This is a genomic window from Streptomyces tyrfis, assembly GCF_037034285.1.
Classification (GTDB): domain Bacteria; phylum Actinomycetota; class Actinomycetes; order Streptomycetales; family Streptomycetaceae; genus Streptomyces.
Genome location: NZ_JBAGJZ010000011.1, coordinates 1 through 17,757, shown reverse-complemented (window position 1 = coordinate 17,757; position 17,757 = coordinate 1). Strand labels below are relative to the sequence as shown.

The 17,757-nt window shown below is 73.3% G+C and carries 18 protein-coding genes; 8 read left to right on the top strand and 10 right to left on the bottom strand.

Going from position 1 to position 17,757, the window contains the following annotated elements:
- Nucleotides 1-243 precede the first annotated feature (243 nt).
- The gene (locus tag WA762_RS10775) at nt 244-480 is read right to left on the bottom strand and encodes a ferredoxin (protein WP_335935150.1); all 237 of its coding nucleotides are present in this window, start codon (nt 478-480) and stop codon (nt 244-246) included.
- A 5-nt stretch (nt 481-485) separates the two neighbouring features.
- Nucleotides 486-1,676 carry a cytochrome P450 gene (locus WA762_RS10770; RefSeq protein ID WP_335935148.1) on the bottom strand — a complete coding sequence of 397 codons (1,191 nt, stop codon included), beginning with the start codon at nt 1,674-1,676 and terminating at the stop codon, nt 486-488.
- Nucleotides 1,677-1,787: 111 nt separating this feature from the next.
- On the opposite strand from WA762_RS10770, the gene WA762_RS10765 reads away from it, so the two are divergent.
- Nucleotides 1,788-2,549 carry a TetR/AcrR family transcriptional regulator gene (locus tag WA762_RS10765; RefSeq protein ID WP_335935146.1) on the top strand — a complete coding sequence of 254 codons (762 nt, stop codon included), beginning with the start codon at nt 1,788-1,790 and terminating at the stop codon, nt 2,547-2,549.
- A gap of 84 nt (nt 2,550-2,633) precedes the next feature.
- Here the strand turns inward: WA762_RS10765 and WA762_RS10760 are convergent, their stop codons facing one another.
- Nucleotides 2,634-4,247 (bottom strand): adenosine deaminase family protein, encoded by a 1,614-nt coding sequence (locus tag WA762_RS10760; RefSeq protein WP_335935145.1) that lies wholly within the window; start codon nt 4,245-4,247, stop codon nt 2,634-2,636.
- A 514-nt stretch (nt 4,248-4,761) separates the two neighbouring features.
- On the opposite strand from WA762_RS10760, the gene WA762_RS10755 reads away from it, so the two are divergent.
- The 5 genes from WA762_RS10755 (at nt 4,762) to WA762_RS10735 (ending at nt 8,357) form a co-directional block, all read left to right on the top strand.
- On the top strand, nt 4,762-5,700 hold the full coding sequence (locus tag WA762_RS10755; RefSeq protein ID WP_335935143.1) for a transglutaminase-like domain-containing protein: 939 nt from the start codon (nt 4,762-4,764) through the stop codon (nt 5,698-5,700).
- Nucleotides 5,701-5,953: 253 nt separating this feature from the next.
- Nucleotides 5,954-6,436, top strand: a complete 483-nt coding sequence (locus tag WA762_RS10750) for a hypothetical protein (RefSeq protein WP_335935141.1) — start codon at nt 5,954-5,956, stop codon at nt 6,434-6,436.
- A 203-nt stretch (nt 6,437-6,639) separates the two neighbouring features.
- Nucleotides 6,640-7,506, top strand: coding sequence for a nucleotidyltransferase domain-containing protein (locus WA762_RS10745; RefSeq protein ID WP_335935139.1), 867 nt, complete (start codon nt 6,640-6,642; stop codon nt 7,504-7,506).
- Nucleotides 7,507-7,876: 370 nt separating this feature from the next.
- Entirely contained in the window at nt 7,877-8,122 is a 246-nt protein-coding gene (locus WA762_RS10740; protein WP_335935137.1) for a hypothetical protein, read from the top strand.
- Nucleotides 8,112-8,357, top strand: coding sequence for a hypothetical protein (locus tag WA762_RS10735; protein WP_335935135.1), 246 nt, complete (start codon nt 8,112-8,114; stop codon nt 8,355-8,357). Before WA762_RS10740 ends, WA762_RS10735 begins: the two co-directional genes overlap by 11 nt.
- A 160-nt stretch (nt 8,358-8,517) precedes the next feature.
- Here the strand turns inward: WA762_RS10735 and WA762_RS10730 are convergent, their stop codons facing one another.
- The 4 genes from WA762_RS10730 to WA762_RS10715 all read right to left on the bottom strand — a co-directional run bounded on the left by WA762_RS10730 (nt 8,518) and on the right by WA762_RS10715 (nt 13,277).
- Nucleotides 8,518-9,324, bottom strand: coding sequence for an SDR family oxidoreductase (locus WA762_RS10730; RefSeq protein WP_443080562.1), 807 nt, complete (start codon nt 9,322-9,324; stop codon nt 8,518-8,520).
- 160 nt (nt 9,325-9,484) lie between these two features.
- Nucleotides 9,485-11,122 carry a PTS transporter subunit EIIC gene (locus tag WA762_RS10725; protein WP_335935132.1) on the bottom strand — a complete coding sequence of 546 codons (1,638 nt, stop codon included), beginning with the start codon at nt 11,120-11,122 and terminating at the stop codon, nt 9,485-9,487.
- A 40-nt stretch (nt 11,123-11,162) separates the two neighbouring features.
- Nucleotides 11,163-12,146: an N-acetylmuramic acid 6-phosphate etherase gene (gene murQ / locus WA762_RS10720; RefSeq protein WP_335935130.1), complete on the bottom strand. Its 984-nt coding sequence runs from the start codon at nt 12,144-12,146 to the stop codon at nt 11,163-11,165.
- Nucleotides 12,147-12,359: 213 nt separating this feature from the next.
- Nucleotides 12,360-13,277, bottom strand: a complete 918-nt coding sequence (locus WA762_RS10715; RefSeq protein ID WP_335935129.1) for a MurR/RpiR family transcriptional regulator — start codon at nt 13,275-13,277, stop codon at nt 12,360-12,362.
- Between the two features lie 292 nt (nt 13,278-13,569).
- Here WA762_RS10715 and WA762_RS10710 point away from each other — a divergent pair, with 292 nt between their 5' ends.
- A complete protein-coding gene (locus WA762_RS10710; protein WP_335935128.1) occupies nt 13,570-13,938 on the top strand; it encodes a hypothetical protein in 369 nt (122 codons plus the stop codon).
- On the top strand, nt 13,935-14,213 hold the full coding sequence (locus WA762_RS10705; protein ID WP_335935126.1) for a DUF4031 domain-containing protein: 279 nt from the start codon (nt 13,935-13,937) through the stop codon (nt 14,211-14,213). Before WA762_RS10710 ends, WA762_RS10705 begins: the two co-directional genes overlap by 4 nt.
- Before the next feature lie 54 nt (nt 14,214-14,267).
- Here the strand turns inward: WA762_RS10705 and WA762_RS10700 are convergent, their stop codons facing one another.
- The 3 genes from WA762_RS10700 to WA762_RS10690 form a co-directional block, all read right to left on the bottom strand.
- Complete coding sequence (locus WA762_RS10700; protein WP_335935124.1) at nt 14,268-15,584, bottom strand: Cmx/CmrA family chloramphenicol efflux MFS transporter; 1,317 nt, start codon at nt 15,582-15,584, stop codon at nt 14,268-14,270.
- Between the two features lie 221 nt (nt 15,585-15,805).
- Nucleotides 15,806-16,552, bottom strand: a complete 747-nt coding sequence (locus WA762_RS10695) for an HD domain-containing protein (protein ID WP_335935122.1) — start codon at nt 16,550-16,552, stop codon at nt 15,806-15,808.
- A 452-nt stretch (nt 16,553-17,004) separates the two neighbouring features.
- Nucleotides 17,005-17,757: HAD-IC family P-type ATPase (locus WA762_RS10690; RefSeq protein ID WP_335935121.1), on the bottom strand; the 753-nt coding region annotated here is incomplete at its 5' end.

Here is a 17,757-nt window from a genome sequence, read left to right as displayed (position 1 = left end):
CGTGGGGTAGGGAGGGTGGGTGGGTAAGGGCCCGCCACCCATTCCTCTGAAAGAGCGCTCGGGCGTCGAGGCTTGAGCTCCGGGCGGGCGCGCGGGCCGGGAACCGCAGCCGCCCGCCCGGTGTGGACGTCCGCCGCCGGGCGCACACGTCCGCCGTTCCCCGGTGCTCGGTCGTCGCGCGTACTTTTGCTTTCGCGGTCCCCGGCGCCTGGTCGCCGTGCGTACGTCCGCCGCTTCCGGTGCTCAGTCGCGGCGCGGGCCGATCACCGACGTGCCGTCGTGCACGGTGATCGCCAGCGCCGGGCAGATGTCGGCGGCGTCCAGCAGCCGTTCGTCCGGCTCGACCCCCTCCGTCCTGGCCCGGGCATGTTCCCGTCCGTCCCGCTCGCCGTCCAGGGCGAACACCTCGGGCAGCGTGCCCGCGCACATGCCCGATCCCTGGCAGAGCTCCGGGTCGACGCGTACGTTCCACGTGGTCATCGGGGTCACCACCCGATCGGCATGACGCGCGGGCCGCGCACCAGCATCTCGGACTTCCAGGTCACGTCGCCCGCGAGCCGCAGCCCGGGGAAGCGGGTGATCAGGGCGCTCAGCGCCTCCTGGAGTTCCATGCGGGCCAGCGGGGCGCCCAGGCAGTGGTGCACGCCGTGGCCGAATCCCAGGTGCTGGTTGCTCTCCCGGGCGATGTCCAGCACGCCCGGGGCGGAGAACCGCAGCGCGTCGCGGTTGGCCGCGCCGACGGCGACCAGGACCGGGCTGCCGGCCCGGACGAGGGTTCCGCCGACCTCGATGTCCTCGGTGGCGTAACGCGGTTGGCCGGAACCGCTGCCCAGCGGCACGAAACGCAGCAGCTCCTCGACCGCGTTCGTGATCAGCTCGGGCTCGGCCCGGAGCCGGGCCAGCTGGTCGGGGTGGTCCAGCAGGGTGAGCACGAAGTTGGGGATCTGGGAGGCCGTGGTCTCGTGCCCGGCCACCAGGATGCCGACGCACAGGTCGACGAGTTCGAGCTCGGAGAGACGGTCGCCGCCGTCGCGGGCCTCGATCAGCGCGGTCATCAGATCGTCGCGCGGCTCCGCGCGGTGCTGCGCGATCAACTCGGCCATGTAGGCGCGCAGTTCCTCGCGGTTCCGGTCGAACTCCTCGGCGGTGAGCGAACTCGTCGACAACGCGGCATCGCTCCACACACGGAACTTCGGGCGGTCCTCGGTCGGCACGCCCAGCATCCGGCAGATCACCGCGACCGGCAGCGGCAGTGCGAACAGGTCGACCAGATCGGCGGGTTGACCGGCCGCCTCCATGGCGTCGAGCAGCTCGGACGTCAACTTCCGTACCTGCGGGCGCAGTTTCTCGACCTGGCGGACCGTGAACGCCTTGGCGACCAGGGAGCGCAGCCGGGTGTGGTCCGGCGGGTCCATGCTGAGGATGCCGCTGTCGCGCCGCCCCTCGGACTGCCGGGGCTCGTCGCGCGAGACGGCCATGGCCCGGCTGAAGCGCTGGTCGCCGAGGACGAGCCGGGCGTCCGCGTAACGGGTGACGAGCCAGGCCGGCTCGCCGTACGGCATCTGGACGCGTAAGAGACCCGGCTGGTCGCGTACGCGCTCGTACTCCTCCGCGAGCTCCAGCCCCGCGGCGGTGTTGAAGGGATAGGCGAGAGGTGTGACGTCTGCTGTGGTCACTGCGGCCTCCATATGTAAGCAGCTGCTTACAACGGTAGGAGGGGCCGTGCGGCAGGTCAACGACGCATTACGGCCGTTATCCTGACGGGCCGCTCCGAGAGGAAGGCCGCCATGGAGTCCGCCCCCGCCCTGCCGTCCCAAGAGCGCCGCCGGGACGCCGCGGCCACGCGCCGTCGACTGCTGGACGCGGCCCGTGACCTGTTCGCGGAGCGGGGGTACGAGGCGACGACGGTACGGAGCATCGCGGCGCGGGCCGGGGTCAACCAGGCGCTGCTGTTCCGCTACTTCGGCTCGAAACAGGGACTGCTGACCGAGGTCCTGGCCCAGGGCGGACTGGAGCAGGTGCGCGCCACCCCGCCCGAGGAGCTCTTCGAGGCCGCCCTGCGCTCGATGCTGACCCGCAGCGGGGGCGGCGGCACCGGGGACCGCTCCCTGGAGGTGTACCTGCGGTCCATCGGACGGGGCGACGAGGCGGCCGGGACCCTGCGGGAGCTGGGCGAGGAGTACCAGAAGGCGCTGGCCGGGCTGTCCGGTACGGCGGACGGGGAGCTGCGCGCGGATCTGGCCATGGCGTGGCTGCTCGGGATCGGCCTGATGCGGACGGTGGTGGCCCGCGAGCCCCTGGCCGGGGCGGAGCCGGACGACGTCTGTCGCCTGGTGCTCGGCACGCTCGACCACCTCTGGTCGGCGCCGGAGCGGGACGGGCCGGAGCGGGACGGGGCGGAGCGGGACGGGGCGGGGCGCGACGCGGCGGGGGAGCCCGCGGGGGGCGATGTGGCGCGGGGGCCGGCGGGGGGCGTTCCGGGGGACGTTCCGGGGGGAGTGGCGTGGGATGGGGTGCGGGACGTGCCGGGGCCCGGTCCCGGAGCTTGAGCCCCGGGGCCGGGCCCTGGTGGATGCGGGGTGCGGTGGCGGCCCTTTGCCTATCGCTGATCCCGCTCTACCACTGGTGTCGTTCTACCGGTGGTTTCGCTCGAAGGCGGTGAAGGCCGCCTCCTGACGCCACTCGGTCGCCGCCTTCGGGTTGTCGGCGAGGTAGCGGGCACAGCGCGTGCCCGGGTGCCCGTCGCCCGGCCGGTCGGCCCGGCAGGCGGCGACCATGCGGTAGCCGGTGGGGGCGGAACCGGCCACCCACAGGCTGCGGCCGTTGCGGAACGCGTACTCCAGCGAGGCGCGCGCCAGGTCCTTCAGCTCGGTGTAACGCAGCCCGTACGTCCTGGCCGCGTACTCGTACTCATGGCTGATGTCGATCCGCGACACCCCCGGGTCGTCGGTCGCGAGGACGACCGGGACGCCGTAGCGGCGGTACGCGTTGAACGGGTGGGCGTCGCCCGAGACGCCGAGGATCTGCTTGTTGCTGCTGAACGGCACCTCGACCGCCACGCCCCGCCGCGCCATCGTGCGGGCCAGCTGCCGCCAGTCGTCCTCGTGGACCAGGTCCACGCCGTGCCCGATGCGTTCCGCGCCGGCCACGAGCACGGCTTCGCGGATGTGGAACCGCAGGTCCTCCGGCTTGACCACGCCCGGGGCCAACTCGCCCGCGTGCAAGGTGAGGTGCGAGCCCGGGTAGACGCCGCGCAGGTACTTCAGCATGCGCATCTGGAGGCTGTAGTTCTCCAGTGAGCTGTCCCAGTCCTCGGGCTGCACGAGGTTGACCGCGACGAATCGCGGGTCGCGCTCGGCCAGCCGCATCCCGACCGCCATCTGGGTGAACACCCGGGCCGGCGAACTCCCCCTGGACACCTGGGAGATCCACCGTACGGGCAGGCGACAGCCCGGGTCGGGGCGGGCGGTCCCGCAGTGCGCGGCGGCCCGGAACTCCGCGTCGGCGTCGTCGGCCTCCTTGACCGCCTCGGCCACGACCCGGTCGAGCTGCCCGCCAGCCGTCAGCCTGCGGTGGAACGCGGCGAAGTCCGGGTCGTAACCCACCTTCTCCGCAAGCTTCTTGGAGCTGTCCGACGCCGGGGTGACCAGCGTCTCCAGATAGAACTGGTTCTGCTCGGCCGCCGTGTTGGCGACATTGGCGAGGAGCTTGCCCCGGTCCCAGGTCGCCATCCCGAACTTGTCGAACGTGGCGAAGAAGTGGTCGTGCCCGGACTGGTCGGCCGGGAAGTCCTGCATCGACCAGGCCCGTACGATCTCCTGCCGGAACGCGGCGTCGGTCCGCGCGTCGGCGGCCGGGCGGGTGCCGGGGCCGCACGGCGGCGCCACGGCCGTCATCGTGGCGTCGATGCACAGGCCCTTCTCGCCCGCGAGCTTGATCAGGAACTCGGTGTCGGCGGCTCCCGACAGGTGGTTGTGCAGGTCGCCCCCCTTGGGCAGGGCCTTGAAGAACGCCTTCAGCCGCCCGGTCCGGTGCTGCAGCGAGTCCAGGTACGCGGAGGTCCGCCGCTCGGCCGGGGTCACCACGCGGGGCGAGGCCGGCGCGACGGCCGAACGGGGCGCCGCGTCCCCGGCGGACGCCGCGGCGGAGGCCGGTACCGCGGGGAGCAGGGACAGCATGGTGAGCGCGCCGATCCCGGCGGACAGAAGGGACTTGGGACGATGAGTCGTCCGATTCGATGAGATCACCGCCGAATGATGGCGCTCGGCGGAGAGTGATTCTCACCGAATCCACATGTATGGCCGAAAACTCCCACTCGATCGGGTGCGCGTGCGGTCGTGTGCGCGCGTGCGTGGCCTGCCGGAGTCCGACGCCCGCGTATTCCGAACAGATGACCTGGACAATTCGCGTGAAATTTTGACACGGTGGGCGTGCCCGGCCCGGATATCGAAAGCGGTTCGGATACCGGGAACGGTCCGGATGCCGAAAACGACCGGCGGCCGGAAATGGGCCGCCGGTCGTAAACAGCCCGGATGTCGAAAATGGCCCGGCGGTCGGGAAGCGGCCGGCAGCCGGGAATGGTCCGGCAGCCGGGAACGGTCCGGCAACCGCCGGAAGACCCGACGGCCGGGAACAGCCCGACAGCCGCCGGAAGACCTGGCAGCCGGGAACGGTCCGGTAGTCGCCGGAAGACCCGACGGCCGGGAACGGTCCGGCAGCCGCTGAATGCGCCCAGCAGTCGCAAACGGGGGAGATACCGCGATGCAGTCCGCACGCCCGACACCGGCCGAGGCCGCCTTCTACATCGCTCAGAGCGCCTTCACCGACCCCGGCCCCCTCGTTCACCGCTATGCCGGGCTGCCCGCCGCACCACGCCGACTCGCCGATGTGGCACGGGGGGTGATGATCCACCGTGAGGAGGGCGGACTCTTCGGCCATGCCCTCGCCCGCGACCGCCTCCACCACGACGCCGAGACGCGGTACCTCGACGAGATCCTCCGGCGCGTCGTCGAGCGCGACGACGCGCCGTTGACGCGGCGGCGCGGGGCCGGTGAGCGTTTCGTCGGGGTCTGCCGCGACTTCGCGTTGCTGCACTGCTCGTTGCTGCGCCACGCGGGGGTCCCGGCCCGTCTGCGGTGCGGGTTCGCCGACTACTGCGGGCCGGAGGGGATGTACGGCGACCACGTGGTCACCGAGTACTGGGACGAGACGCGCGGCTGGCTGCTGGCCGACGCGCAGCTGGCCGACCCGGTGGTGCGCGACGCGTTCGCGGTGGACTTCGACCCGATGGACGTGCCGCGCGACCGCTTTCTCGTCGCGGGCTCGGCGTGGCGGGCCGTCCGGACGGGCGAGGCGGACCCGATGACGTTCGGGCACTGGAGGCCGGAACGGCCGTTGCTGGGCGAGTGGTTCGTGGCGGGCGCCGTCCGGCTCGACCTCGCGGCGCTCAACAGGGTCGAGACGCTGCTGTGGGACGTCTGGGGGACGGGGGCGGGAAGCGACGAGGAGATGACGGACCCGATCCGCGACCTCTACGACCTGGCCGCGCGGGTGACGGGCGACGAGGTGCCCTTCGACGCGGCCCGAGCGCTCTTCACACGGAACGAGGGACTGCGTGCCCCGGACACGGTGCTGTCGCTGGCCCCGTTCACAGGACCGGCCCGGGTGACCCTGCGACATGGCGTTCCCCGGCAGTCATGACATCGAGGCCGGGGCCGATGACGCACGCGTGGGCACTGCGTCGCGTCTCACCCCCGTCGGCGCACGCGCGCCCGCCGCGCCGGTGCGAACCATGGTGACGCCGGGCGGCGGTCCGGCACACTGGGATCACCAACCGCGCACTCTTGGCCTTCGGTTGGCGGGTTCCGGGTCCGGGGGTCGCAGCCCAGGATCCGGGATCCGGGATTTGGGATTCGGGTTCTGATCGCGGGACCTGCGGGGGAGTGGTCACAGCATGCCGAAGCCTGGTCGTCTTTCCTGTTACCTGGCCCTGGCGGCCGCGCTGGTGCTGAGCGGCTGCGCCGGTGGGGCGCGGCCCGAGCCCGGCGCGCCGTCCACCGCTGTCCCGGGGCATTCCGACCCGCCCCCGGCCGGTGAACGGGCGGAGCCCGACGAGGGCGACCCGGCGGCCGAGGCGGCCCGGCCGGTCGGTGGCGGGCGAGTCCTGCTGTCCGTCGCCTCCAGGCGGGGGAACGCCGAGCTTCCGCTGACCGAGCGGATCGGCGCCGGAGACCTCGCCGTCCAGGCCGACTGCCGGGGCATCGGCGCGCTTCGGGTGTCCGTCGAACCGGTGGGGCTCTCCTTCCCGCTGGAGTGCGCGGGCGACGAGGGCGGCAGCACGTACCACGCGATCCGGCTGACGGGCGCGCACGCCGGCGGGAACGTGCGGGTGACGGCGCCCTCGACCGTGGTCTGGGCCCTCGCGGTGGAGCGGTAGGGGGCCGGTGCCACCCGGGCGGGGCCGAGGGCCGGTCCGGGGGAGGCGTCGGGGGCGTCGCCGCGAGGCGGGCCCGTAGGGTGTCGTCCGTGGCATGCAACTTCTCCTGAGCGGACCGGCCGTATCCGCTGCGATTCGCCCGGCGGTCGCCGGGCGCCCTCGGCGTGCCCGCCGCACGCGCGACTCAGGAGAGACGACTCACCATGTCCGCCCGTTCCCCCCGCTCCGCCCGTTTCCCTCGTTCCCCCCGTTCCGCATGTCCCGCCCTGGACGACCGCATCGACCGGCTGCGGCAGATCGCCCACTCCGATGACCGCCTCGAAGGGGTCCTGCTCTACGGTTCCTGGACCCTGGGCGAGGCCGACGCCCACTCCGACATCGAGGCATACCTATACATTCGCGAGGACCGGCTGGACGATTTCGACGGCCCCGCCTTCCTCGAACAACTCGCCCCCCTCAGCCTGGCGTATACGAACATGTACGGCGTCCTCGCCGTGGTCTTCGACGATCTGATGCGCGGTGAGTTCCACCTGACCGCCGCCGGGCCCGGGATCGACGAGGTGCCCTCATGGGCGGGCATGGTGCACCTGCCCCGTCCGGAGCAGGCCGTGCTCCTCGACCGGACCGGCCGACTGACGGGTGCGGCGAAGGAGTTGGCCGAGTTCAGGCCGCCCGAGCCGGTCGGCGCCGGTCAGCGGCTCGTCGACGAGCTGACCAACTGGACGCTCATGCTCGCCCATGTCCTGGCCCGTGGTGAGACCGCCCGGGCGCATGCCCTGCTGCACACCGTCGTCGCGCCGCAACAGCTCCAGCTCTGCCGTCTGCTGCGTGGCAGCACCGCCCACTGGCTGACCCCCAGCCGGGCGCTGGAGCGGGACCTGCCGGCCGCCGACCGCCACCGTTACGCCGCGACCACGGCCGTCGCCCGGGATGCGGACATGCGTGCGGCCGCACGCCGTAGTTGGGGCTGGAGCAGGGATCTGGGGGAGGAGGCGGCCGAGCGCTGGGGCGTTCGTCTGCCGCGCGCGCTCCACGACCGGATCAGCGGCCTTCTGAGCGGTCTGGGCTGAGCCGGACGGCCGGGGCCCCGGGCGGTTTCCGGGGCCCCGGCCGGGTGGTGTTCGCGGCGGAAGCGGCGCGCGGGGCGGCTCGAAAATCCGGCCGAACAGGGGGTCTCTTGTGGGCTTCGAGCGTTCAGCGACGCAGGCCCCATCGCCGCCCCCGCCGACGGGGTGATGGCGCGGAGACGTGTGCGCGGTCGCGCCGTGGGCAGATCGTGGTCGGAACCGCTGGTTTTCATGGGGGCGGGCTTCTGGGCCCCGGCATGACAACTCCCTGTGACACACGTGCGGTTGTTGGTTGTGCGCCTCTTCCGGGCCGGCCGCGCGTTGGACACGCTGGGTGTGCATCGTCATTACTCAGAGTGGAAAGGTATGGATCATGACGACGACGGAACGGCGCAATGCGGCGGAGGGGAAAGTGCGGGCGGTGGAGGACGCGGTGGCGCGGTTGAAGGAGGGTTTCTCGGAGGTGGGGATCACGCTGCCGTCGCTGCGGGTGGACCCGGTGTCGTGCGCCGGCAGCGACCCGACGCCGTTGATCGAGCTCGGCCGGTGCAACCTCGACACGGCGTTGCGGCTCAGCGCGGTGCTGGAGGAGCGGGGGAAGGCCGGACATGACGAGTGAGGGGCTGGAGCAGACGGCACAGGGTGTGCCGGAACCCGGGGCGTTCGCGGTGGACACCCGGGACGGCCGGGTGGGCCGCGTGATGGGGCACGTCGGCCCGTACGTACAGCTACGGGCACCGGGCGGCGGGGCGGAATGGGACTGTCCGCCGCACCTCCTGCGCGAGGCGCCGCCGGGACTGGCGCTGCGGGCGCGGGTGACGGAGATCAACCGGGAGGGGCGGCTACCGCGCTGAAGGCGGGGCGCGCGCCGACGGCCCAGGCCGATGCCTTCGGGAGGCCGACCTGGGCCGGAGGGGCGGTGCGGCGGCGGACGGACGGCGCCACACCCGGGTCGCGCCGTCGATGACGAAGGTTCCTTCGGCCCGTTGGGCGCCCGCGCGCCATGGGCGGCCGTCAGCCGAGACCGCCGTTGCTCTGCAGAAGCTGGGCGTTGATCCATCCGCCCTCGGGCGAGCAGAGGAACGTGACCAGATGCGCGCAGTCCTGCGGCACGCCGAGACGCCCCAGCGGCGTCGAACCGATCAGGTCCGCCTTCAGTTCCTCGGTCATCCAGCCCGTGTCGGTCGGCCCGGGGTTGATCGCGTTGCAGGTCACGCCCAGGTGGGCGAGTTCGCGGGCGGCGGCCCGCGTGATCCGGTCCAGCGCCCCCTTGCTCGCCCCGTAGGGCAGGTTGCCGGCGGTGTGGTCGCTGGTCAGGCTGATGATCCGCCCGCTGCCATGCTTCCCTCGGAACCGCAGCCCGTACTCCCGGATCAGCAGCCAGGATGCCCGTGCGTTGACCGCGAAGTGCAGGTCGAAGCTCTCCACCGTGGTGTCCAGCAGGCCCGAGTCGACCGACTCGGCATGGCAGAGCACCAGCGCGGTGACGTCGCCCAGTTCGCGCTCGACGCTGTCGAAGAGCCGAGCCGGGACGGCCGGATCGCTCAGATCCGCCTCGACCGCATGCGTTCTCGCCCCGAGGGCCGCCGCCCGCTTCCGCAACTCCTCGGGCGCGCCCGGCTCCATGCCCCACTGCATGCGGGCGTCGTACGGGGTCCAGTAGGTGAAGGCCACGTCCCATCCGGAACCGGCCAGATTCAGGATGACGGACGCCGCGATCCCCGCTGAACGCCCCGCCCCCGTGACCAGGGCGAGCGGGCGCCGCGCCCCTCCCGTGTCCTGCCGCCCCGCCGGGCGCGTCTCGTCGCTCATGATCCTCATCCTGACGGGCCGCCCCGCGTACGGCATCCGGTTTCTCGGGCACCCGCTTGCGGGACGCGGAGAACGCGGAGGACGCATGGGACGCGGAGGACGCGTGGGACACGGAGAACGCGGGCGAGGAACGGGTCGGCCGGGAGGGGCGGGCGGGAGGGGCGGGCGGTTACCGGCCGGCGGGCTCCTTGGCCTGGTCCGGGGACGGTCCCGGGGCCGGGGGCGCGGCGGCGTCCGGTGTTCCGGCGGCCGGGGGCGCCGACGGTGTGCCGGGGGTCGTGGCGTCGGCGGGTACCTGCGACACGTTGAACTCGGCCAGCAGCTCCTTGCCGAAGCCGAAGAAGTACGTGGCGAGGAACCCGGTCAGGTAGCCGACCAGCAGCCCGCCGCCGTAGATCGCGGCCGTGGTGCCCAGGCCGTGGTTGCCGTCGAGGAGGGGGAACAGGGCCCAGCCGGACGGGCCGATGGCCGTGGAGCCGACCTTGTCCCCGAGCTGGTTGAACAGGCCGATGAAGCCGCCGCCGAACGCGCCGCCCACGCACGCCGTGACGAACGGGCGGCCCAGCGGCAGGCTGACGCCGTAGATCAGGGGCTCTCCGACGCCCAGCAGACCGGCCGGGAGGGCGGACTTGATGGTGCGACGGATCGATCCGTTGCGGGGGAGGCGGAAGTAGACCGCGACCGCCGCGCCGACCTGGCCGGCGCCCGCCATGGCGAGGATCGGGAGCAGGACGGTGTAGCCCTGCTGCTCGATCAGGGTGGTGTGGATCGGGATCAGCGCCTGGTGCAGGCCCAGCATCACCAGGGGCAGGAACAGGCCGCCCAGGACGAAGCCCGCGCCCGCGCCGCCGTGGGAGAGCAGCCAGTCCGCGAACGAGCCGATCGCGGTGGAGACCTCACCGGCCACGTACATCAGGCCGAAGATCGTCACCAGGCCGGAGACCAGGACCGTGAGCGTCGGGGTGACCAGGACGTCCAGCGCCTCGGGCACCCAGCGGCGGCACCACTTCTCCACGTACACCGCGAGCACCGCCGCGCCGAGCGCGCCCAGCACACCGCCCTGACCGGGGGAGAGCTTCTGGCCGAACGCCTCGATGTTGGCGACGCCCGGGAAGACGATGATCGCCGCGACCGCGCCGCCGAGGATCGGCGTGCCGCCGAACTCCTTCGCCGTGTTGAACCCCACGAACACGGCGATCAGCGCCATGAACCCGGACGCCATCGCGGCGAGCGCGGGCGTCACGGAGGGCAGCCAGCCCAGGTTGACCAGCAGGCCGTTGAGACCGGCGATGATGCCGCAGCCGATGAGCGCGGGGATCAGCGGTACGAAGATGTTCGCGATCCGGCGCAGGAACAGCTTGAACGGGGTGGCGTTCTTCGCCTTCCGCGCCGCCCTCATCGCCGCGCCCTGGGCGGCCAGCTCCGCCGCCGAGTCGGAACCGGAACCGGAGGCGGGGTCAGGGCCGGGGGCGGAGCCGGAGCCGGGGGTGCGGGCGGTGGCGGCGGCGGGGACCGGGGTGGGCGGGGGTCCGTCCGCGGCCGCCCCGGCCTCCTCCACCAGTCGCTCGAACTCCGGCGTGACCCGGGCGACGGTGCCCGGCCCGAGGACGATCTGGTACGTGTCGTCCTCGACCACGCCCATGACGGCCGGTACCGCCTTCAGGGCTTCGTCGTCGACGAGTGAGCGGTCGCGCAGACCCAGCCGGAGCCGGGTCATGCAGTGGGCGATGGAGTCGACGTTCGCGGCGCCACCGACGAGCGGAAGGATCGCGGCGGCGGTGGCGCGGTTCTTGTCTTCTGGTGCCATGGTGCGTGGTGCCTTGCTGTGCGGGGATGGTGCGGGTGGTTCAGGCGGTACTGCGGGGAGCGGCGGTGAGGGCGGCGCGGAGGTGGCCGTCGGAGGCGGTCAGCAGGCGTTCGGCCGTGGGGCCGTCGACTTGGCCGAGGATCGTGAGAATGGCGTTCTTCACCTCGCCGCCGGTCGCGGCGAGCGCCGCCTCGATCTCCGCGTCGGGGGCGCCGGTGGCGAGCGAGACGATCCGGCGCGAGCGGGCGCGCAGCTTCTCGTTCGAGGCGCGGACGTCGACCATCAGGTTTCCGTAGGTCTTGCCGAGCCGGATCATCGTGATCGTCGAGATCATGTTCAGGACGAGCTTCTGCGCCGTGCCCGCCTTGAGCCGGGTGGAGCCGGTGAGCAGCTCGGGGCCGACGACGACCTCGATGCCGTGCTCGGCGGCGGCGGCCAGCGCGGAGCCCTCGTTGCAGGAGAGGCCGATGGTCAGCGCGCCCTCGGCGCGGGCGTGCTCGACGGCGCCGACCGCGTACGGCGTACGGCCGGAGGCGGAGATGCCGACCACTGTGTCGTCGGCGGTGAGCCCCAGGGCGTCGAGGTCGGCGGCGGCCAGCTCCTTGCTGTCCTCGGCGCCCTCGACGGCCTTGACCATGGCGGACGGGCCGCCCGCGATCAGGCCGACGACCTGCGACGGGTCGGTGTTGAAGGTGGGCGGGCACTCACTGGCGTCCAGCACACCGAGCCGGCCCGCGGTCCCCGCGCCCGCGTAGATCAGCCGGCCGCCCCGGGCCATGCGCTCCGCGGTGCCGTCGATCGCCGCGGCGATCTCGGGCAGCCGGGCGCCGACGGCCGCCGGGACGGACTGATCCTCGCCGTTCATGATCCGGGCGATGTCGAGCGTGCCCATCCGGTCGATCTCGGCCAGCTCGGGGCGGAACGCCTCGGTGGTCAGCGTTTCGAGCTGGGCGCGCAGTTCTCCGTACCCGGCGGGGGCGGTGGCTTCGGTGCCCGACTGGTCGGCGTCGGTCGTGGAGGTCATGGAGGAAGGCTCTGCTTTCTCGGTCTCGGTCTCGGTTCCGGTCGCGAACGATGCCGCGAACGATTCGGTGGGCGGGGGAGGAGTGCGGGTGGCGGGTGAGGGGTGGTGCGTGCGGATGCCGGTGGTCTGCGGGCCGGGGGCGGTGGGCCGCGGGCCGGGGGTCGGGGCGGGTTGTGCGGTGCGGGTCCGGGGGAGGGGCGGCGGGTCCGGGGGTCAGCGGGGGCGCGGCGTGTGGCGGTGGGCCAGCGCCTCGTAGGAGGCGGCGAGGGCGGGGGCGGCCGTCTCGTAGGTGCGCTGGGCGACGCCCACGAACAGGCAGTCGACGACGAGCAGTTGACTCGTACGGCTCGACATGGCGGCGGGTCTCAGCTCGGTCTCCCGGGCCGTGGACGTGGTCAGCACGTGGTCGGCGTACTGCGTGACCGGACCGTCGGGGCGGCCGGTGATCGCGATCGTCGTCGCGCCGTGGTCGAAGGCGACCCGCAGCGGCTCGATGACGTCGACGGTGGAGCCGGAGTGCGTGATCGCTATGGCCACGTCGCCGGAACGGAGCTGCACGGCGTTGGTCACCGCGAGGTGCGGGTCCGTGTGGGAGTGCGCGATCAGGCCGATGCGGGCCAGCTTCTGCGCCAGGTCCTGGCCGACGAGGGAGGAGGCGCCCACCCCGTAGATGTCGATCCGGCGCGCGGAGGCGGCGGCGGACACGGCGGCGCCCAGCTGGACCGTGTCGAGACCGGCGGCCGTGTCCGCGAGGGTCTGCTGCTCGTCGTAGGCCAGCTTGGCGACCACGTCGGCGATGGGGTCGTCGACCGCTATGTCGGCGGTGACGGACGGGGCCCGGCCCGACTGCTGGTGCGCCGCGAGACCGGCGAGGGCGAGGCGCAGGTCGCGGTAGCCGGGGTAGCCGAGGAGGCGGGCCGTGCGCACCACCGTCGCCTCGCTGGTGCCGGTGAGCTCGGCGAGACCGGTGACCGTGAGAGCGGCGCAGCCGGCCGGGTCACCGGCGACGGCCTCGGCGACACGCTGCATGGAGCGGGTCATGGACGGCGCGAGCGTACGCACCTTGGCCGCGAGGGCCGCCGGGGCGGGCGGGGAATCAGCGCTGAAACTTTCCTTCAGGTCGTTGGTCACCTTTGAAAGATATTTTCAACCTGTGGGCCCGTCAACCCCCCTTTTCGGGTGTCTGTCCGAAAGGCGCGACAGGCGGCCAGGGCAGGGCGGCCATGCCAGGGCAGAGCGGCCATGCCAGGGCGGCAGGGCGGCAGGGCAGCAGGGCAGCAGGGCTGCCATGGCCGGTGCGGCAGCGATGACATGCGTGGCGAGTGCGGCGGGCGTGGCCGGCTGGTGCGGCGGGTGCGACAGGCGCGGAGCGGGCGAGGTGCGGGCGCGGGAAGGCGGTCCGGGGCCGGGTGACAATGGGCGCATGGAGATGAATCCCCTGGAACAGGCGTTGCACACGGCCCGCGCGCTGGTCATGGCCGACCTCGCGGCAGGCGACGTCGCCGAGGCCGGGATCGTCTCGCTGGTCGAGGACGCGGTGACCCATCGGCGCTGGTGGGTCGAGCAGTGGCCGGAGGGCGCGTCGTTCGTCGTGGGCCTGGTCGCTCAGGACGTGCAGGACGCGTTGCTCGAACGGTACGGACGCTGGCCGCTCTGCCCGGTGTGCGACGCGGGCGACCCGCACGCCCTGGACGTGGAACCGGAGCTGGGCCCCGACCCGCACTGGGTGTGCAGCAAGGCCGCCGTCGCCGTCGCACCGGTCGGCTCGCTGGGCGGGATAGCGCGCCGGTGACGGTCTATATCGACCCGCCGCAGTGGCCGGGACACGGGCGACTCTGGTCGCACCTGGTCAGCGACGTGTCCTTCGAGGAACTGCACGCCTTCGCGGCGTCCATCGGCTGCCCGCGCCGCGCGTTCGACCGGGACCACTACGACGTACCGGAGTCGCGGTACGCGGACGCGGTGCGCGCCGGGGCTAAGGAGGTCGGCTCGAAGGAACTCGTCCGCCGGCTCACCGAGGCGGGACTGCGACGCCCCAAAGGACGCCCGGCCCCCGGTTCCCGCTGAGGGCAGCGGGGACCGGGGCCGGGCGGGGAGCAGCCGGTGGGGGGACGGGGCGGGTCAGACCCCGGGGGCGCTCGTCTCCGAGGCCCTTCCGGAGGTCCCGCCGGTCCCGGTCGCCGCCGCCGGCACCGTCTTCGACGTGGACACGGGTACGGGCACGGACCCTGACGCGGACCCGGACGCCGATGCCGTCGCCGTGGGCGATCCGGCCACCCGCAGCGACCCGCCGCCGCGCTGCTGGAGCCTCAGCGAGCACACCACGGCCACCAGCGCCAGTACGGTCATGGCGGCCCCCGCCCACGCGGTCGCGGCGTAGCCGAAGTCCGCGTCGATCACCGCGCCGCCCAGCCAGGGACCGCCGGTGTTGCCCAGGTTGAACGCGGCGGTCGTCGTCGCGCCGGCCAGCGTCGGGGCGGCCCCCGCCACGTTGAACATCCGGGCGTTCAGGGCCGGGGCCGTGTAGAACGCCGACACGCCCAGCAGGAACGACAGCCCGATCGTGGCCACCTGGTACGAGGCGAACAGCGCCAGCGCGACCAGGAACACCGTGGAAGCCGCGATACCGCTCATCAGCACTCCGAAGAGGTGCGCGTCCGCGACCCGTCCGCCGATCGTGGTGCCGACCAGCGCGCCGATCCCGAACAGCGCGAGCACCGTCGGCACCCAGCCGGAGTCCAGCCCGGCGACATCCGTCAGCAGCGGCGCCAGATAGCTGAACGCGCAGAACACACCGCCCGCGGCGAGCGCCGTGATCACGATCGACAGCCACACCTGACGGTCCCGGTAGATGGCGGTCTCCTGCCGGAGCTGCGGCCTCCGCTCCGGCAGCGGGATGCGCGGGATCAGGGTCGTCACGCCGACCAGCGCCACCGCGGACGCCGCGCCCACGGCCCAGAACGCCGAACGCCAGCCGAGGTTCTCGCCGAGCAGGGCCCCCAGGGGCACGCCCAGCACATTGGCGATCGACAGACCGCCGATCATCACGGCCATCGCGCGCGCCCGGGCGTTCATCGGCACCATCGCGATGGCGACGGCCGCCCCCACCGCCCAGAACCCGGCGCAGGCGAAGGCGCTCACGACCCGGGAGACGAACAGCACCTCGTACGTCGGGGCCAGCGCGCCCACGACCTGTCCGAGGCCGAAGACGGAGATCAGGGCGATGAGAGTGGTGCGGCGCGGCAGCCGCAGCGTGGCCACGGCGAGCAGCGGCGCACCGATCACCATGCCGATCGCGAAGGCGGATATGAGGAGTCCGGCCCGGGGAATGGACACGTTCATGTCCTCGGCGATGGGCGGCAGCAGCCCGGAGAGCATGAACTCGCTGGTGCCCAGGGCGAAGACCGAGAGACCGAGGATGTAGACGGCCAGGGGCATAGGGGCACGGCGGGCGGAAGAATCGGGCATGACTGCTGACAACCGTGCCCGCGACCGCCTCATTCCCGCCGTCGCCGCTTTTACGCACGTGTCACATGCCCGTCATGTCCGGTGCCCCGGCCGTGCCCCCGCCCGTCGTCCGACGCCCGCGCCTGTCGTACGGCGTTTCGCGCTTGTCGTCCGGCGTCCGCGCTCGTCGTCCGCGCACCGGCCGCCCGGCGTCAGCGGCTGAGCAGCTCCAGTTCGGTCAGCAGGTTCTGCCGTGCGCGGGGCTGCCAGTGCTCCGCCCCGTACGGTGTGCGGAACAGGCAGGGCAGACTGAGCAGTTGGCGCAGCACGGCCGCCCGCCCCTCCCGGAACGCCTCGTCGGGCACGAAGGCGTACTCCTCGCGGACCTGTGCCGCGTAGGCGGCGTACTCCTTCGGGGGCGCCGCCAGGATCGCCAGGTCGGCGTCGCACAGCACCTCGCCGTTGGCGTCGCCGTCCGCCGGGTCGTGGCCGACGGTGAGCCGGACGAGCCGGGCCACCTCGGCGGTGACGTCGTCCGGAACGCCCGCCTCCGGCAGGGCGCGTTCCGCGAGGGCGGCGCTGCGCTCCTCGTTCTCGGACCGGTCGGGCCGGTACACCGCGTCGTGGAACCAGGCGGCCAGGCGTACGGCGTCCGGGTCGGCGGCGTACCGGGCGAGCGTGTCGACGCGGTCGAGCACCGCGAGCAGGTGCGCGGTGGTGTGGTACCGCCGCTGCGGCTCGGCCCAGCGGGCCAGCAGATTGTCGGCGTACGGCAGCGGATCGGGCCCGTCCGCCCCGCGCCGGGCGGCGACGAGCGCGCCCCGCCAGCGGTCGCGCAGGTCCTGCCGCTGGTCGTGGCCGTCCTGGCCGGCGCCGTCCGTCCCCGGGACCGAGCCCGTGCCGTCGGCCGGCCCGTGGGGGCTGTGTTCGCGTGAGTGCTCGCGTGAACTGTCGGTCATGGCACGACCCTACGGGCTGCGCGGCGGGCCCGTCCGCACGTTCCGGGCCCCGCGCCACCGGTCCCGGACACGGCCGTACGCGGCGGCCCCGGCCCCTGCGCGGCGGCCCCGGCGCCGCGCCGCATGCCCCGGACACGGCCCCCCGCGCGTGCCGCACTCCCAAGCGCCGGACCCCCGCGCCGCACCCCCGCCCCGGCGCACGCGACGGGGCCCGTCCGGCGCGAGAAGCGGCCGGGCGGGCCCCGAGGGCGGGAAGGGACGAGGGACGAGGAGGGACGAGGGACGAGGAGGGACGAAGGACGAGGAGGGACGAGGGACGAGGAGGGACGAGGGACGAGGAGGGACGAGGAGGGACGAGGGACGAGGAGGGACGAGGAGGGACGAAGGACGAGGAGGGACGAGGGACGGATGAGGGAGGGGCGAGGCGGGGAGGGGAAGGCGGAGGGGCGGTGTTACGCCGCCGCCTTGAACCCCCGCAGCCGCAGCGAGTTGCCGACCACGAAGACCGACGAGAACGCCATCGCCGCACCCGCGATCATCGGGTTGAGCAGCCCGGCCGCGGCGAGCGGCAGCGCGGCCACGTTGTAGGCGAAGGCCCAGAACAGGTTCGTCCGGATCGTGCCCAGCGTGCGGCGGGCCAGCCGGATCGCGTCCGCGGCGGCCCGCAGGTCCCCGCGCACCAGCGTCAGGTCGCCCGCCTCGATCGCGGCGTCCGTGCCGGTCCCCATCGCCAGACCGAGGTCGGCCTGGGCCAGCGCCGCCGCGTCGTTGACGCCGTCGCCGACCATGGCGACCGAACGCCCCTGGGACTGGAGCTCCTTGACGACGTCGACCTTGTCCTCCGGCATGACCTCGGCGTACACCTTCTCGATCCCGACCTCGGCCGCGACCGCCTCCGCGACCGCCCGGTTGTCACCGGTCAGCAGGATCGGGGTCAGGCCCAGGGCCCGCAGGCGCTCGATGGCCTCCGCGCTGGTGTCCTTCACCGCGTCGGCGACCTCCAGGACCGCCCGCGCCTCGCCGTCCCAGGCGACCGCGATCGCCGTCCGGCCCGCGGCCTCCGCCGCGGCCTTCCGGCGGGCCAGCTCCGCCGGCAGACCGATCTCCCACTCCGCGAGGAGCTGCTCGCGGCCGACGAGGACGGCGTGGCCGTCGACGACGCCCTGGACGCCGAGTCCGGGGACGTTGGCGAAGTCGTCGGGGGC

Bases quoted from the DNA above. Each gene is read 5' to 3' on its own strand.
- WA762_RS10700 (WP_335935124.1), bottom strand. From the start codon at position 15,584: ATGCCCCTGGCCGTCTACATCCTCGGTCTCTCGGTCTTCGCCCTGGGC.
- WA762_RS10735 (WP_335935135.1), top strand. From the start codon at position 8,112: ATGACGAGTGAGGGGCTGGAGCAGACGGCACAGGGTGTGCCGGAACCC.
- WA762_RS10765 (WP_335935146.1), top strand. From the start codon at position 1,788: ATGGAGTCCGCCCCCGCCCTGCCGTCCCAAGAGCGCCGCCGGGACGCC.
- WA762_RS10775 (WP_335935150.1), bottom strand. From the start codon at position 480: ATGACCACGTGGAACGTACGCGTCGACCCGGAGCTCTGCCAGGGATCG.
- WA762_RS10725 (WP_335935132.1), bottom strand. From the start codon at position 11,122: ATGGCACCAGAAGACAAGAACCGCGCCACCGCCGCCGCGATCCTTCCG.
- WA762_RS10740 (WP_335935137.1), top strand. From the start codon at position 7,877: ATGACGACGACGGAACGGCGCAATGCGGCGGAGGGGAAAGTGCGGGCG.
- WA762_RS10745 (WP_335935139.1), top strand. From the start codon at position 6,640: ATGTCCGCCCGTTCCCCCCGCTCCGCCCGTTTCCCTCGTTCCCCCCGT.
- WA762_RS10755 (WP_335935143.1), top strand. From the start codon at position 4,762: ATGCAGTCCGCACGCCCGACACCGGCCGAGGCCGCCTTCTACATCGCT.
- WA762_RS10730 (WP_443080562.1), bottom strand. From the start codon at position 9,324: ATGAGGATCATGAGCGACGAGACGCGCCCGGCGGGGCGGCAGGACACG.
- WA762_RS10710 (WP_335935128.1), top strand. From the start codon at position 13,570: ATGGAGATGAATCCCCTGGAACAGGCGTTGCACACGGCCCGCGCGCTG.
- WA762_RS10750 (WP_335935141.1), top strand. From the start codon at position 5,954: ATGCCGAAGCCTGGTCGTCTTTCCTGTTACCTGGCCCTGGCGGCCGCG.
- WA762_RS10695 (WP_335935122.1), bottom strand. From the start codon at position 16,552: ATGACCGACAGTTCACGCGAGCACTCACGCGAACACAGCCCCCACGGG.
- murQ (WP_335935130.1), bottom strand. From the start codon at position 12,146: ATGACCTCCACGACCGACGCCGACCAGTCGGGCACCGAAGCCACCGCC.